The organism is Streptomyces siamensis (assembly GCF_039543605.1).
GTDB classification, from domain to species: domain Bacteria; phylum Actinomycetota; class Actinomycetes; order Streptomycetales; family Streptomycetaceae; genus Streptomyces; species Streptomyces siamensis.
The window spans coordinates 40767-56606 of the sequence record NZ_BAABKB010000048.1 but is presented as its reverse complement, the minus strand read 5'-3'; the positions used below and the strand labels follow the sequence as shown (position 1 = coordinate 56606).

The window sequence follows — 15840 nt, the reverse complement described above, 5'->3', positions numbered from 1 at the left end:
CCCCCACCCATGGAAGGGACACCATGGCACTTCGCACACTGAAGAGGATCACCAAGGCCCTCATCGCCCCCGCGCTCGCGCTCGGCGCCACGGTCGGCCTCGCCTCCGCCCCCGCCCAGGCCGCCGTCTGGTCCTCCTGCGACCAGTGGGGCAACACCACGCTGAACGGCTACACGCTCTACAACAACATCTGGGGCTCCGGCGCCGGCAGCCAGTGCATCTGGGCCAACTCCGGCACCAGCTGGGGCGTATGGGCGAACCACCCCGACACCGGCGGCATCAAGTCCTACCCCAACTCCAAGAAGTACGTCGGCAGGACGATCTCGGGGCTGTCCTCCCTCACCAGCACCTACAGCGTCACCGTCCCGTCCTCCGGCGCGTACAACACGTCGTACGACATCTGGGACACCGACTACGACTACGAGACCATGCTCTGGGTCAACTACAACGGTGCCGTCGGCGCGCTCGGCACCTCCCAGGGCACGCTCACCCTCGGCGGCAACACCTGGACCGTCTACAAGGGCAACAACGGCTCGAACGACGTCTTCTCGTTCCTGCGCAGCTCGGACTCCACCTCCGGCACCATCGACATCCTCCCGATCCTGAAGTGGATCGCGAACACCAAGGGCTGGATGTCGAGCAGCGAGACGATCGGCGACGTGCAGTTCGGCTTCGAGATCACCTCGTCCTCGGGCGGCCTGGACTTCGCCGCCGACAATCTGACGGTCAGCAGCAGCTGACCCGCTCGGGGGAGTGCGGCCGGTCCCCTCGGGGTCCGGCCGCACTCGGCTGCCGGACTACCCGGCCACGGGCAGCCGTGCCCCGTCCCGCAGGAACAGCGGGATGCGGTCCAGCGGCGCGTCGACCGTCACGGCCGCGCCGCCCTCGTACGTCTCGCCGGTCCACGCGTCCGTCCAGCGGGCCCCCGCCGGGAGGTACGCCGTACGGGCGGTCGCCCCCGCCGTGAGCACCGGCGCGACCAGCAGATCGGGGCCGAAGAGGTACGCGTCGTCCACCGACCAGGCGGCGTGGTCGTCGGGGAACTCCAGGAACAGCGGGCGCATCACCGGCAGCCCCTCCTCGTGCGCCTGCCGCATGACGTCCAGCACGTACGGCTTCAGGCGTTCCCGCAGCAGCAGGTACTTCTCCATGATCGCGCCGGCTTCCTCGCCGTACGACCAGACCTCGTTCGGGCCGCCGGTCATGTCCGGGCCCAGCGGCATGCCCGGGTCGCGGAAGCCGTGCAGACGCATCAGCGGGGACAGCGCGCCGAACTGGAACCAGCGGACCATGACCTCGCGGTACGCGGGGTCGTCCGGATCCCCGCCGTGGAAGCCGCCGATGTCGGTGTTCCACCACGGGATGCCGGACAGCGCGGTGTTGAGACCCGCCGCGATCTGACGGCGCAGGGTCGGGAAGTCCGCGCCGATGTCGCCCGACCAGAGGGCCGCCCCGTAGCGCTGACTGCCCGCCCACGCAGAGCGGTTGAGGGTGACGATGTCCGTGCGGCCGGCGGCGAGCAGGCCCTCGAAGAAGGTGCGGGAGTTCTCCCGCGGATAGAGGTTGCCGACCTCCAGTCCGGGCCCGGCGTGATAGCGGAGGTTCTCCTGGAAGCCGGGTTTCAGCTCCGGCTCGCAGGCGTCCAGCCAGAAGGCCTTGATCCCGTACGGGTCCAGGTAGTTGTCCTTCACTCGCGACCAGAGGAAGTCCCGCGCCTCGGGGTTCGTCGCGTCGTAGAAGGCCACCTGGACGGTGGACGCGACCCCCTTGTCCGGCCAGTCCGCGTGCGCCATCGGCCCGTACTGGGTGCCGATGAGATGGCCCCGCTGCTCCATGAGCTGGTGGTTCTCGGAGAGCGGCGAGACCGAGGGCCAGACGCTGACCACCAGCTCGACCCCCAGCTCGGACAGCTCCCGCTGCATGGCGGCCGGGTCCGGCCACTCGGCCGGGTCGAACTTCCAGTCGCCGAGGTGCGTCCAGTGGAAGAAGTCGCACACGATGACGTCCAGGGGCAGACCGCGACGCTTGTACTCCCGCGCCACGGCGAGGAGTTCGTCCTGCGTGCGGTAGCGCAGCTTGCACTGCCAGAACCCGGCCGCCCACTCGGGCAGCATCGGTGTGCGGCCGGTGGCGGCGCTGTAGCGGCGCTGGGCGTCGGCCGGGGCGCCCGCCGTGATCCAGTAGTCGATCTGACGGGCCGAGTCGGCCACCCATCGGGTGCCGTTGTCCGCGAGTTCCACACGACCGATCGCCGGACTGTTCCACAGCAGGGTGTAGCCGCGGCTGGAGGTGAGCACCGGGATGGTGACCTCGGCGTTGCGCTGGACTAGGTCCAGGACCGCGCCCTTCTGGTCCAGCAGCCCGTGCTGGTGCTGTCCGAGGCCGTACAGCTTCTCGCCCTCGTACGCGGCGAACCGCTGCTCCAGACGGTGGTGGCCGTTCCCGGTCGGGGTGTACAGGCGGGAGCCGGGCCACCAGAAGTGGGCGCGCTCCTCGGCGAGCAGTTCGCCCCCGTCCGCGGTGCGCACGAAGCGGATCAGGCCCTCGGCGTCGACCTCGACGGTCAGCGCGCCCACCGTCAGCCGGCCCTCGCCGTCGAGGATCTTCACGGTGCTCTCGGTGGCCGGCGGCTCGTCGAGCAGCGCGCCCGGGAGGGCTTCGAGGAGCGGTCCGCCGAGGTGCGCACGGACCCGGACCGCGTCCGGTCCCCATGGTTCGATGCGGACGGTCTCCTGGCGTCCGCTCCACTCCAGCGCGCCGTCCCGCTCGCGGAACGTGCCGACGGTCGGGGAGGACTGCGCGAGGCTGACCGAGCTCGACTGGGTCTGGTTTTCGGCAGGCTGATTCACGTGGAGTGCTCCTGAAGGAAGGAGTGACGACGAACCCGGAGCGGCCGTGACGGCCGCCGGGGCAGACGGGGCTACCGCAACGCCCTTACGGACCAGGGCGGTTGCGCGGTACGTGGACTCGGGGAGCGGCGGGGGCCGTCCGATGCCTTCGGGAACCGGCTGCTGCCGGTCCCGTTCTTCGGGGACGCGGCCGGAGCCGGTCCCGTGCCCTGACGGGCGTGGTCGGTGCGATGGCGCCTCGGGCCCGCCGGTCAGGGGCGGGCCGGTTGCCCACACGGCGGCCCCGGCCGCGCCGCCGGTGCCTGTCCGTCCGTCTCCGGGGACGGACGGACACACTCCGCAACCGGAACCGACGACCGGCCCGTCCCGGGTCGGGGCTTCCGGGTCTCGGCCTCGGTCCGGGAGCCCGGTCCCGTTCCGGATCCCGGTCCCGAGTGCGGGAGTTGTTCGGTGAAACACCCCTGAGCGGGGAGCAGCCCGGTGCTGCGCCCGAGCCCGGGAGCCGTCCGGGGCCCGACGCCCGGGCCCCTTTGCGAGGGAGGGGACCCCCGAGCCGGGGAGCCGCGCGGTGCCCGGACGCCGTCCCGGGCCGGCCCGCGCGGGGTCAGGAAGCGGACGGCGCCGGACCCGTACTCGCCCGTACCGTCAACTCCGGTGCGATCAGGGCGACTTCGTCCTCACCGTGTCCGTCGAGCTTGGCGATCAGTTGCTCGACGGCGTGCCGGCCCATCTCCTGTGCGGGGATGGCGACCGAGGTCAGCCGCACCGAGGCCTGCGTGGCGACCTGGTCCGGGCAGATCGCGATCACCGACACGTCCTCGGGCACGGCCCGGCCCTGCTGGCGCAGCAGGGCGAGCAGCGGTTCCACGGCGGACTCGTTCTGCACGACGAAACCCGTGGTGGCCGGGCGTTCGTCGAGGATCCGGGCGAGTGTCACGGCCATCGCGTCGTACCCGCCCTCGCAGGGGCGGTGCAGCACGCGCAGGCCCAGCTCCCGCGACCGGGACCGGAGCCCGTCGAGGGTGCGTTCGGCGAAGCCGGTGTGCCGTTCGTAGACGGCGGGCGCCTCGCCGATGACAGCGATGTCACGGTGCCCCAGCATCGCCAGATGCTCGGCGCACAGCGCGCCGGTGGCACCGAAGTCGAGGTCGACGCAGGTCAGCCCCGAGGTGTCGGCGGGCAGACCGATGAGCACGGACGGCCGGTCGGTCTCGCGCAGCAGTGGCAGCCGCTCGTCGTCGAGTTCGACGTCCATCAGGATCATCGCGTCGGCGAGCCCGCTGCCGGTGACCCGGCGGACCGCGTCGGGGCCCTCCTCACCGGTGAGCAGCAGGACGTCGTACCCGTGGTTGCGGGCGGTCGTCGCCACCGCGATGGCGATCTCCATCATCACGGGTACGTACATGTCGGTGCGGAGCGGAACCATCAGCGCGATGATGTTGGACCGGCTGCTCGCCAGTGCACGGGCGCCCGCGTTCGGGTGGTAGCCGAGCTCCTGGATGCTCTGCTCGACCCGCTGCCGGGTGTTCGCGGAGATGGACCGCTTGCCGCTGAGGACATAGCTCACCGTGCTCGCCGAGACTCCGGCGTGCTGGGCGACCTCGGCGAGGGTGACCATCCAGCTCTCCAAGCTTTGTGAAGCGCTTCGACAGTGCGCGTGTTGCGGACAGGTGAGTGAGGGTGGCTCGACAGTAGCCCGGTGGAGATGGTGTGTCCATAGGCTGTCGAAGCGCTTCGACAACGAAATTCCGGCGACGGGAATCCCCGGTGCTCCCCGGCGGGCCGCGGGCCGCGGACCCGGGCGCTCCCCGACTCCTCGCGAGGCGCAGTCCCGGACGCTCCCCGGCGGCCTGCGAGGCGCGGTCCCGGACGTTCCCCGGCGGCCTGCGAGGCGCGGTCCCGGACGTTCCCCGGCAGTCCGCGAGGTCTGCCGTCCCGCGGGATCCCGGGCGGCCTTCTCGAAGAGATCCCGGGAGGCTGCCCGGCGCCCCGGGAAGGACGGAGCAGCCGCTCGGTGGCCTGTGCAGACGTTCCCCCGAATGGCCCCCTGACGCAACATCGCGGACGGCACCCGTCCAGGGCGGCACGGACACGGCGCGCCGGCCCCGAACCCGGGGACGCGTACCGGCCGAACGCCGCGCGAGGACTGGTGGGGTCACCCCGGATCGGGTACATACGATCGAGTAGCACCGGTCGGTAGTGATCGATGCTGATCAGCGATGAACGGCCCCAAGATCCCTATTCGCGGCGAGGTGAGCCTCATGTCCGCAACACCCCACAAGCCCACGGTCACGGAGCGTGAGGCCCGACAGGTCGCCGAGGCCGCGCGTGAACAGGACTGGCGCAAGCCCAGCTTCGCCAAGGAGCTGTTCCTCGGGCGCTTCCGGCTCGACCTGATCCATCCGCACCCCATGCCGTCCGACGAGGCCTCCCAGCGCGGCGAGGAGTTCCTCGCCAAACTGCGCGACTTCTGCGAGACGAAGATCGACTCCGCCCGCATCGAGCGTGAGGCGCGGATCCCGGACGAGACGATCGACGGGCTCAAGGAGCTCGGCGCCCTCGGGATGAAGATCGACACCAAGTACGGCGGCCTCGGGCTGACGCAGGTGTACTACAACAAGGCGCTGGCCCTGGTCGGCTCGGCGAACCCGGCGATCGGCGCGCTGCTCTCCGCCCATCAGTCGATCGGCGTCCCGCAGCCGCTGAAGATCTTCGGCACCCAGGAGCAGAAGGACGTCTTCCTGCCGCGCTGCGCCCGCACCGACATCTCGGCGTTCCTGCTCACCGAGCCCGACGTGGGCTCCGACCCGGCGCGCCTCGCCACGACCGCCGTGCCGGACGGCGACGACTACGTCCTCGACGGCGTGAAGCTGTGGACGACCAACGGTGTCGTCGCCGATCTGCTCGTCGTCATGGCGCGGGTGCCGAAGTCCGAGGGCCACAAGGGCGGCATCACGGCGTTCGTGGTCGAGGCGGGCTCCGAGGGCATCACCGTCGAGAACCGCAACGCCTTCATGGGCCTGCGCGGCCTGGAGAACGGCGTCACCCGCTTCCACCAGGTCCGGGTGCCCGCCGCGAACCGGATCGGCGCCGAGGGCGCCGGCCTCAAGATCGCCCTGACCACCCTCAACACCGGCCGGCTCTCCCTGCCCGCGATGTGCGTCGGCGCGGGCAAGTGGTGCCTGAAGATCGCCCGTGAGTGGTCGGCGGCCCGCGAACAGTGGGGCAAGCCGGTCGCCCTCCACGAGGCCGTCGGCGCCAAGATCTCCTTCATCGCGGCCACCACCTTCGCGCTGGAGGCCGTCGTCGACCTGTCCTCGCAGATGGCCGACGAGGACCGCAACGACATCAGGATCGAGGCGGCCCTCGCCAAGCTGTACGGCTCCGAGATGGGCTGCCTGATGGCGGACGAGCTCGTCCAGATCCGCGGTGGCCGCGGCTTCGAGACGGCCGCCTCGCTCGCCGCCCGCGGCGAACGCGCCGTGCCCGCCGAACAGATCCTGCGCGACCTGCGCATCAACCGGATCTTCGAGGGCTCGACGGAGATCATGCACCTGCTGATCGCCCGCGAGGCCGTGGACGCCCACCTCTCGGTGGCCGGCGACCTCATCGACCCCGACAAGTCCCTCTCGGACAAGGCGAAGGCGGGCGCGAACGCCGGCGTCTTCTACGCCAAGTGGCTGCCGAAGCTGGTGGCGGGACCGGGGCAACTCCCGCGGTCGTACCACGAGTTCAACCAGCAGGTGGACCTGTCGCCGCATCTGCGGTACGTCGAGCGCAGCGCGCGCAAGCTCGCCCGCTCCACCTTCTACGCCATGTCCCGCTGGCAGGGCCGCATGGAGACCAAGCAGGGCTTCCTCGGCCGGATCGTCGACATCGGCGCCGAGCTCTTCGCGATGAGCGCGGCCTGTGTCCGCGCCGAGCACCTGCGCGCCACGGGCGAGCACGGCCGCGAGGCCTACCAGCTCGCCGACGCCTTCTGCCGCCAGTCCCGCGTCCGCGTCGAGGAACTCTTCGGCCGCCTGTGGTCCAACACCGACGACCTCGACCGCAAGGTGGTCAAGGGAGTCCTGTCCGGCACCTACACCTGGCTGGAGGAGGGCGTCGTCGACCCGTCCGGCGAGGGCCCCTGGATCGCCGACGCGACTCCCGGAGCGAGCCGGAAGGAAAACGTCCGCAGGCCCATTCGCTGACCATTTTCCCCAGGAATTCACTGGGGTCCCGTTCGCCATTCCGCTGCTTGCCGCACCGAACGTGTGCGCCGACAATGAACGGAATGGCGAACGGGGACGGCAGATGCGCCAAGGAGTCGGGGAAGAATACAGTCACGGTATTTCCGTACAGCTGACGCGCGCCCGCGGGGAGGCGTGGCGTCAGCTCGACGAGATGGATCTCGTACGGGCGCTGCGGACGGTGCGCGACGAAGTGCAGCCGCTGGCGCAGAAGCTGCGCGAAGGAGCGCCGGAGACCTTCGAGACACACCGCGACGCGCTCGCGGTCCTGCTCAACGACTGCGCGCTGGCCGTGGTCGACGTGGAGCCACGGCCACCCGTGGCCTCCTTCGACGCGGTACGCATCCGAAGGATCGACCTCCGTGACGTCGACGCTCTGCTCGACGCCGGACGGCCGGGCGAACGGCCCGTGATCCAGCAGCTCTTCCGCGCCGCACTCGACGTCGTCGTCGACCCCGTGCTGCGCGAAGTGATCACCGCGAATCAACAGGGCATCCATATTCTCCAGCGCGCCAATCGCTGGATCAGGATGCTCGCGGACGCCGTTTAGTTGCGGGGGAATTCCCATGTCAGGTAAAGGTCTCGACGCCCTGACCGGAAAAATCATGCGGGCGGGTGAGGGCAGGATGCTGCGGCGGCTGGAGCGCACAGCCGCCCAGGTGGGTTCCCTGGAGGAGGAGTTCAAGGCCTTCACCGACGAGGAACTCCAGGCGCTCACGCCGGAGTTCAAGACGCGGTACGCCGACGGCGAGAGCCTGGACGACCTGCTGCCCGAGGCCTTCGCCGCGATGCGCGAGGCGGCCCGGCGCACCCTCGGCATGCGTCACTTCGACGTGCAGGTCATGGGCGGCGCGGCGCTCCACCTCGGCAACATCGCCGAGATGCACACGGGCGAGGGTAAGACGCTCGTCGGCACACTGCCGGTCTACCTGAACGCCCTGACCGGCAAGGGAGTCCACCTGGTCACGGTCAACGACTACCTGGCCGAGCGGGACGCCGACTGGATGGGCCGGGCCTACCGGTTCATGGGGCTGACCGTCGGGGTGATCAAGACCGGGTCGACCCCGGCGGAGCGGCGCGCGCAGTACGCCTGCGACATCACCTACGGAACCAACACGGAGTTCGGCTTCGACTACCTGCGCGACAACATGGCGTGGTCGCAGGACGAACTGGTCCAGCGCGGCCACCACTTCGCGATCGTCGACGAGGCCGACTCGATCCTCATCGACGAGGCACGCACCCCGCTGATCATCTCCGGCCCCGCCGACCAGCCCACCCACTGGTACGAGGCCTTCGCCGGCTTCGCGCGGCGGATGAAGGGCGTACAGGTCCAGGAGGAGCAGTACACCACCCAGACGGACAAGGACCGCCTCGCCGAACTGCGCACCCGGTACGACTACGAGTACGACCCGAAGAAGCGCACCGTGGCGATCCTGGACCGGGGCGTCGAGTACCTCCAGGACCAGCTCGGCATCGACAGCCTCTACGAGTCCGACCACACCCCGCTCATCGGCCACCTGAACAACGCCCTCAAGGCCAAGGAGCACTTCAAGCGCGACAAGGACTACGTGGTGGTCGACGGCGAGGTCCTCATCGTCGACGAGCACACCGGACGCATCCTCGCCGGACGCCGCTACAACGAGGGCCTGCACCAGGCGATCGAGGCCAAGGAAGGGGTGACGATCAAGGACGAGAACCAGACGCTCGCCACGATCACCCTGCAGAACTTCTTCCGCCTGTACACGAAGCTCGCCGGGATGACCGGCACCGCCATGACCGAGGCCGCCGAGTTCCACCAGATCTACAAGCTGCACGTGGTCCCGATCCCCACCAACCGGCCCATGGTCCGCCGCGACGACCCAGACCAGATCTACCGCACCGAGGAGGCGAAGTACGCCGCGATCCTCGCGGACATCGCGGAGAAGCACGAACAGGGCCAGCCGATCCTGGTGGGCACCACCTCCGTGGAGAAGTCCGAGGTGCTGTCGGCGCGGCTGAGGAAGCAGGGCATCCGGCACGAGGTGCTGAACGCCAAGAACCACCAGCGCGAGGCACAGATCGTCGCCCAGGCCGGCCGCAAGGGCGCCGTCACCGTGGCCACGAACATGGCGGGACGCGGCACCGACATCATGCTCGGCGGCAACCCCGAGGCGATGGCGCTCGCGGAGACCGGGGACGAGGCGGACCTGGAGGAGAGGCAACAGGTCCTCGACCGGATCACCGCCGCGGTCGCGGCCGAGCACGACGAGGTCAAGGAACTGGGCGGCCTCTACGTCCTCGGCACCGAGCGCCACGAGTCCCGGCGCATCGACAACCAGCTGCGCGGCCGCTCGGGCCGCCAGGGCGACCCCGGCGCCTCCCGGTTCTACCTCTCGCTCCAGGACGACCTGATGCGGCTGTTCCGCGCCAACGTGGTCGACCGGGTCATGGCCATGGCGAACGTGCCCGACGACATCCCCATCGAGAACAAGATGGTCACCCGCGCCATCGCCTCCGCGCAGGCGCAGCTGGAGCAGCAGCACTTCGAGTCCCGCAAGGACGTCCTGAAGTTCGACGAGGTCCTCAACCGCCAGCGCACCCTCATCTACGCCGAGCGCCGTCGCGTCCTGGCTGGCGAGGACCTGCGCGAGCAGATCGTCCACTTCATGGACGACACCGTCCGCGCGTACGTCGAGGTCGAGACCGGAGAGGGCTTCCCGGAGGAATGGGACCTGGAACGGCTGTGGAGCGCGCTGAGGCAGCTGTACCCGGTGGGCGTCTCGGTCGAGGAACTGGAGGACGCCGCGGGCGGCCGGGACGCCCTCACCACCGAGGGAGTGACCGACGCGATCACCGAGGACGTCCACGCGCGGTACGAGGAGCGCGAGGCCGAGCTCGGCGCCACGGCCCTGCGCGACCTGGAACGCCTGGTCGTGCTCTCCGTCCTGGACCGCAAGTGGCGCGAGCACCTCTATGAGATGGATTACCTCCGCGACGGCATCGGACTGCGCTGGACGCTCGGCCGCGAACCGATCGTCGAGTACGAGCGCGAGGGCTTCGACATGTACATAGCCATGACCGACGCCATCAAGGAGGAGTCCGTCGGCTACGTCTTCAACCTCGACGCGGCGGGCCCGGGCGCCGAGAGCCTCGACCGCCGGGACCGTACCGACGGCCTGCACTTCACCGCGCCGACGCTGGACACGGCGGACGGCGTGGTCGAGGGTGCCTTCGCCCCCGCCGACGCCGCCCCCGCCGGCACGGCCCCGGGCGACGCGCCCGGGACGGCGCCCGCACCCGACGGCCCCGGCCCGGCGCCGCGCGACGCCTCCCCGCGGTCCCGCGCCCGCACCGGGAACCGCAAGCAGCGCAGGCGCAGGCGCTAGGGGACGTCCAGAACCACGGGGGACGATGCCGCCCCGTCCGGACCCCAGGGGCGGCAGCGCGGCGCGAAGTGGGGGAGCCCTGTCCTGCCGGGGACGCGTTGCGGCCACAATGGGGGGATGAGCGACAGTCCAGCCCCCCTCGCTGATCCGCACCTTGTCTTCGACCCCGTGGACGGAGTCAGGGATGTCGTGATCCTCGGCTCCACCGGCTCGATCGGCACCCAGGCCATCGACCTCGTGCTGCGCAACCCCGACCGGTTCCGGGTCACCGCGCTGTCCGCCGCCGGCGGCAGGGTCGGACTGCTGGCCGAGCAGGCCCACCGGCTCCGGGTCCGGGCGGTCGCCGTCGCCCGCGAGGACGTGGTCCCCGCGCTGCGCGAGGCACTCGCGGCGCAGTACGCCCCCGGCGAGACCCTTCCCGAGATTCTCGCCGGGCCGGACGCCGCCACCCGGCTCGCCTCCTTTGACTGCCACACCGTGCTCAACGGCATCACCGGTTCCATCGGCCTCGCGCCCACCCTCGCCGCCCTGGAGGCGGGCCGCACCCTCGCGCTCGCCAACAAGGAATCGCTCATCGTCGGCGGCCCGCTGGTGAAGGAGCTGGCCAAGCCGGGACAGATCATCCCCGTCGACTCCGAGCACGCGGCGCTGTTCCAGGCGCTGGCCTCCGGCACCCGCGCCGACGTGCGCAAGCTGGTCGTGACCGCCTCCGGCGGCCCCTTCCGCGGCCGTACGAAGGCGGAGCTGGCCGACGTCGCCCCGGCCGACGCCCTCGCGCACCCCACCTGGGCGATGGGACCGGTCATCACGGTCAACTCCGCGACCCTGGTCAACAAGGGGCTGGAAGTCATCGAGGCGCACCTCCTCTACGACATTCCCTTCGACCGCATTGAGGTCGTCGTGCATCCGCAGTCGTATGTCCACTCGATGGTGGAATTCACTGACGGATCGACGATCGCCCAGGCGACGCCCCCCGACATGCGGGGGCCGATCGCCATCGGCCTCGGCTGGCCCGAACGCGTCCCGGACGCCGCGCCGGCCTTCGACTGGACAAAGGCGTCGAGCTGGGAGTTCTTCCCGCTCGACAACGACGCGTTCCCGTCCGTCGGGCTCGCCCGGCACGTGGGGCAGCTCGCGGGCACGGCCCCGGCGGTGTTCAATGCCGCCAACGAGGAGTGCGTCGACGCGTTCCTGAACGGCACACTGCCGTTCAACGGGATCATGGAGACCGTCACACGGGTGGTCGAGGAACACGGCACCCCGGCCACGGGAACTTCCCTGACCGTCGCGGACGTCCTCGAAGCGGAGACCTGGGCGCGCGCCCGGGCCCGGGAACTGACCCCCCGGACGACAATCGCGGAGGCTCGTGCATGACGACCCTGATGATGATCCTCGGCATAGTCGTCTTCGTGGTCGGCCTGCTCATCTCGATCGCGTGGCACGAGCTGGGGCATCTGTCGACGGCCAAGCTCTTCGGCATCCGCGTGCCGCAGTACATGGTCGGCTTCGGCCCGACCATCTGGTCGCGCAAGAAGGGCGAGACGGAGTACGGGATCAAGGCGGTCCCGCTCGGCGGCTACATCCGCATGATCGGGATGTTCCCGCCCGGCCCTGACGGCCGTATCGAGGCCCGTTCGACGTCACCGTTCCGCGGCATGATCGAGGACGCCAGGTCGGCGGCCTTCGAGGAGCTCAAGCCCGGCGACGACACCCGCCTCTTCTACACGCGCAAGCCGTGGAAGCGCGTGATCGTGATGTTCGCGGGCCCCTTCATGAACCTGATCCTCGCCGTCGTGATCTTCCTCGGCGTGATGATGACGTTCGGCATCCAGACCCAGACCACCACGGTCGGCAAGGTCTCGGACTGCGTCATCCAGCAGAGCGAGAACCGCTCGAAGTGCGAGTCCGGGGACCAGGCGGCGCCCGCCAGGGCCGCAGGGCTGAAGGGCGGCGACAAGATCGTCGCGTTCGACGGCAAGCCCGTCGAGGACTGGTCCGTCCTCCAGTCCGACATCCGCGCCAACCCCGGCAAGGACGTCACGATCACCGTCGAGCGCAAGGGCGAGAAGGTCGACCTGACCGCCCACCTGATCAAGAACCAGGTGAGCAAGACCGACGGCAACGGCGGCTATGTCGAGGGCAAGTACGTGTACGCCGGGTTCCTCGGCTTCACACCGGCCTCCGGCATCGTCCAGCAGTCCTTCTCACAGTCCGTGGACCGCATGGGCGACATGATGCAGAACGGCGTCGAGTCGCTGGTCGCGCTCCCCGGCAAGGTCCCCGACCTGTGGGACGCCGCCTTCGGCGACGGACCGCGCAAGGCGGACTCCCCGATGGGCGTGGTCGGCGCGGCCCGCATCGGCGGCGACGTCTTCACCCTGGACATCCCCGCCTCGCAGCAGGTCGCGATGATGCTGCTGCTGGTCGCCGGCTTCAACCTCTCCCTGTTCCTCTTCAACATGCTCCCGCTGCTCCCGCTCGACGGCGGGCACATCGCGGGCGCCGTCTGGGAGTCGCTGCGGCGGAACACGGCGAAGGTGCTCCGCCGCCCCGACCCGGGTCCGTTCGACGTCGCGAAGCTCATGCCCGTCGCCTACGTGGTGGCCGGGATCTTCGTCTGCTTCACGCTCCTGGTGCTCATCGCGGACGTCGTCAACCCGGTGAGAATCTCCTAGCGGCACGAGCATTTCGGGTGGCCGGACACACGTCGTGTCCGGCCACCTTCCATTGAGTGGGTTTGGGGGCGTGATGTGCTCGGCCGCGCGCCGGTGCCGTAATCTCGAAGCCTGGAGCCCACGATTCCGGGACCTTGATCCACAACTTGGGGTTGCACAGCAGATGACTGCGATTTCTCTCGGCATGCCGTCCGTTCCGACCAAGCTGGCCGAGCGCCGCAAGAGCCGGCAGATCCAGGTCGGAACGGTCGCCGTGGGCGGAGACGCACCGGTGTCGGTGCAGTCGATGACGACGACGCGTACGTCGGACATCGGTGCCACGCTCCAGCAGATCGCCGAACTGACCGCGTCCGGCTGCCAGATCGTGCGCGTGGCGTGCCCCACCCAGGACGATGCGGACGCGCTCGCGACGATCGCTCGCAAGTCGCAGATCCCGGTCATCGCGGACATCCATTTCCAGCCGAAGTACGTCTTCGCCGCGATCAACGCGGGCTGCGCCGCCGTCCGCGTCAACCCCGGCAACATCAAGCAGTTCGACGACCAGGTCAAGGAGATCGCGCGGGCCGCCAAGGACACCGGCACCCCGATCCGCATCGGCGTCAACGCCGGCTCCCTCGACAAGCGACTGCTCCAGAAGTACGGCAAGGCCACCCCCGAGGCGCTCGTCGAGTCGGCGCTGTGGGAGGCCTCCCTCTTCGAGGAGCACGACTTCCGCGACATCAAGATCTCCGTGAAGCACAACGACCCGGTGGTCATGGTCAACGCCTACCGGCAGCTCGCCGCCGCGTGCGACTACCCCCTGCACCTCGGTGTGACCGAGGCCGGCCCCGCCTTCCAGGGCACCATCAAGTCGGCCGTCGCCTTCGGCGCCCTGCTGTCCGAGGGCATCGGCGACACGATCCGCGTCTCCCTCTCCGCCCCGCCGTCGGAGGAGGTCAAGGTCGGCCTCCAGATCCTGGAGTCCCTCAACCTCAAGCAGCGCGGCCTGGAGATCGTCTCCTGCCCGTCCTGCGGCCGCGCCCAGGTCGACGTCTACAAGCTGGCCGAGGAGGTCACGGCCGGTCTGGAGGGGATGGAGGTCCCGCTCCGCGTCGCCGTCATGGGCTGCGTCGTGAACGGCCCCGGCGAGGCCCGCGAGGCCGACCTCGGCGTCGCCTCCGGCAACGGCAAGGGCCAGATCTTCGTCAAGGGCGAGGTCATCAAGACCGTGCCCGAGTCGAAGATCGTGGAGACCCTCATCGAGGAGGCCATGAAGCTCGCCGAGCAGATGGAGGCCGACGGCGTGGCCTCCGGCGAGCCGTCGGTCGCCGTATCGGGCTGACCGCCCGCCCTGCCGCCCCCGCCGCTCTCCCGCGGTGGCACAGGCTCCAGCCCGTCCGGTCTCCGACGACGAGACCGGGCGGGCTGTCTCCTTTACCCCGGCGGTCTCCGCGTCCGAGGCCGGGCACTCCGATCCCGTCCGGTCTCCGACGACGAGACCCGGTGGGCTGTCTCCTTGGTTCCGGCGGTCTCCGCGTCCGAGGGCGGGGGCAACCCTTCAGCCCGTCCGGCGTTCGAGGACGAGGCCGTCCAGGCCGCAGCGGGGGTCCGGGGGCGGCAGCCCCCAGGGACAAGGGACGGGCAGGGGCGGAGGGGGCAAGAACCATCGGTCCCGGGCACCCCAGGTGCCACGACCGCATCAGGTCCGCCCGTCCCGTCCGGCGGAAAGCCTCCCCACGAGCCCCCGGAGCCCTCCCCGAGGACCCCAGGGAGGGCAACGGGCGGCACACCCCAATCGGGCCAGGTACAGTGCGGAGATCAGCAGACCGTATGGTGAAGGCCCCCGCACTTGTTGACCCAGACCACCACCAGGGTCCTCGAACCGAGCGACCTGGACGCCGCGCTCGCCGTCCTCGACCGCGAGCCGGTCGCGAACGCGTTCGTCGCCTCCCGGGTACGGATCGCCGGCCTCGACCCGTGGCGTCTCGGCGGCGAGATGTGGGGCTGGTACGAGGACGGCATGCTCCGGTCCCTGTGCTACGCGGGCGCCAACCTGGTCCCGATCTGCGCCACTCCGAGGGCCGTGCGCGGCTTCGCCGACCGGGCCCGCCGAGCCGGCCGCCGCTGCTCCTCGATCGTCGGCCCCGCCGAGCCCACCGCCCAGCTGTGGCGGCTGCTCGAACCGGGCTGGGGCCCCGCCCGGGAGATCCGCGCCCACCAGCCGCTGATGGTCACCGACCGGCTCCCCGACACCGTCGCACCCGATCCGTACGTCCGCCGCATCCGCAAGGACGAGATGGAGACGATCATGCCGGCGTGCGTGGCGATGTTCACCGAGGAGGTCGGCGTCTCGCCGCTGGCCGGGGACGGCGGCCTGCTCTATCAGGCACGGGTGGCCGAACTCGTCGGCTCCGGAAGGTCGTTCGCCCGCCTCGACCAGCACGGCAAGGTCGTCTTCAAGGCCGAGATCGGCGCCGCGACCACCCAGGCCTGCCAGATCCAGGGCGTCTGGGTCGCCCCCGAGTACCGCGGCCAGGGCATCGCCGCCCCCGGCATGGCGGCCGTCCTGCGCTACGCCCTCGCGGACGTGGCCCCCGTCGTCAGCCTCTACGTGAACGACTTCAACACGGCGGCCCGCGCCACCTACCGCCGCGTGGGCTTCCAGGAGGTCGGCGCGTTCATGAGTGTCCTGTTCTGACGCCCCGCACGGGCCTTGCGGCACCTCACGCGCCCCACCCTT

The 15840-nt window shown here is 70.3% G+C and carries 10 protein-coding genes; 8 read left to right on the top strand and 2 right to left on the bottom strand.

From position 1 onward, the window contains the following. Positions 1–23 precede the first annotated feature (23 nt). The gene (locus ABEB03_RS43040) at positions 24–740 is read left to right on the top strand and encodes a glycoside hydrolase family 12 protein (protein ID WP_345658545.1); all 717 of its coding nucleotides are present in this window, start codon (positions 24–26) and stop codon (positions 738–740) included. 57 nt (positions 741–797) lie between these two features. Here the strand turns inward: ABEB03_RS43040 and ABEB03_RS43035 are convergent, their stop codons facing one another. Together ABEB03_RS43035 and ABEB03_RS43030 are read right to left on the bottom strand one after the other, a co-directional pair. Next, positions 798–2849, bottom strand: coding sequence for a glycoside hydrolase family 31 protein (locus ABEB03_RS43035; RefSeq protein WP_345658544.1), 2052 nt, complete (start codon positions 2847–2849; stop codon positions 798–800). A gap of 604 nt (positions 2850–3453) precedes the next feature. Then, a complete protein-coding gene (locus ABEB03_RS43030) occupies positions 3454–4467 on the bottom strand; it encodes a LacI family DNA-binding transcriptional regulator (protein WP_345658543.1) in 1014 nt (337 codons plus the stop codon). Positions 4468–5110: 643 nt separating this feature from the next. Here ABEB03_RS43030 and ABEB03_RS43025 point away from each other — a divergent pair. The 7 genes from ABEB03_RS43025 to ABEB03_RS42995 all read left to right on the top strand — a co-directional run bounded on the left by ABEB03_RS43025 (position 5111) and on the right by ABEB03_RS42995 (position 15798). Then, a complete protein-coding gene (locus tag ABEB03_RS43025) occupies positions 5111–7042 on the top strand; it encodes an acyl-CoA dehydrogenase family protein (RefSeq protein WP_345658542.1) in 1932 nt (643 codons plus the stop codon). Between the two features lie 193 nt (positions 7043–7235). Beyond that, the gene (locus ABEB03_RS43020; protein WP_345658540.1) at positions 7236–7631 is read left to right on the top strand and encodes a hypothetical protein; all 396 of its coding nucleotides are present in this window, start codon (positions 7236–7238) and stop codon (positions 7629–7631) included. Between the two features lie 16 nt (positions 7632–7647). After that, positions 7648–10446 (top strand): preprotein translocase subunit SecA, encoded by a 2799-nt coding sequence (gene secA, locus ABEB03_RS43015; protein ID WP_345658539.1) that lies wholly within the window; start codon positions 7648–7650, stop codon positions 10444–10446. A 117-nt stretch (positions 10447–10563) separates the two neighbouring features. Continuing rightward, entirely contained in the window at positions 10564–11820 is a 1257-nt protein-coding gene (gene dxr / locus ABEB03_RS43010; protein ID WP_345658538.1) for a 1-deoxy-D-xylulose-5-phosphate reductoisomerase, read from the top strand. Beyond that, positions 11817–13121, top strand: coding sequence for a M50 family metallopeptidase (locus ABEB03_RS43005; RefSeq protein ID WP_345658537.1), 1305 nt, complete (start codon positions 11817–11819; stop codon positions 13119–13121). Before dxr ends, ABEB03_RS43005 begins: the two co-directional genes overlap by 4 nt. 163 nt (positions 13122–13284) lie before the next feature. After that, entirely contained in the window at positions 13285–14442 is a 1158-nt protein-coding gene (ispG, locus tag ABEB03_RS43000; RefSeq protein WP_345658536.1) for a flavodoxin-dependent (E)-4-hydroxy-3-methylbut-2-enyl-diphosphate synthase, read from the top strand. Positions 14443–14949: 507 nt separating this feature from the next. Beyond that, the gene (locus tag ABEB03_RS42995) at positions 14950–15798 is read left to right on the top strand and encodes a GNAT family N-acetyltransferase (protein ID WP_345658535.1); all 849 of its coding nucleotides are present in this window, start codon (positions 14950–14952) and stop codon (positions 15796–15798) included. Positions 15799–15840 lie beyond the last annotated feature (42 nt).

Coding starts and splice junctions, on each gene's coding strand:
- ABEB03_RS43020 (WP_345658540.1), top strand. CDS start 7,236: ATGGATCTCGTACGGGCGCTGCGGACGGTGCGCGACGAAGTGCAGCCG.
- ABEB03_RS43030 (WP_345658543.1), bottom strand. CDS start 4,467: ATGGTCACCCTCGCCGAGGTCGCCCAGCACGCCGGAGTCTCGGCGAGC.
- ABEB03_RS43005 (WP_345658537.1), top strand. CDS start 11,817: ATGACGACCCTGATGATGATCCTCGGCATAGTCGTCTTCGTGGTCGGC.
- dxr (WP_345658538.1), top strand. CDS start 10,564: ATGAGCGACAGTCCAGCCCCCCTCGCTGATCCGCACCTTGTCTTCGAC.
- ispG (WP_345658536.1), top strand. CDS start 13,285: ATGACTGCGATTTCTCTCGGCATGCCGTCCGTTCCGACCAAGCTGGCC.
- secA (WP_345658539.1), top strand. CDS start 7,648: ATGTCAGGTAAAGGTCTCGACGCCCTGACCGGAAAAATCATGCGGGCG.
- ABEB03_RS43040 (WP_345658545.1), top strand. CDS start 24: ATGGCACTTCGCACACTGAAGAGGATCACCAAGGCCCTCATCGCCCCC.
- ABEB03_RS43025 (WP_345658542.1), top strand. CDS start 5,111: ATGTCCGCAACACCCCACAAGCCCACGGTCACGGAGCGTGAGGCCCGA.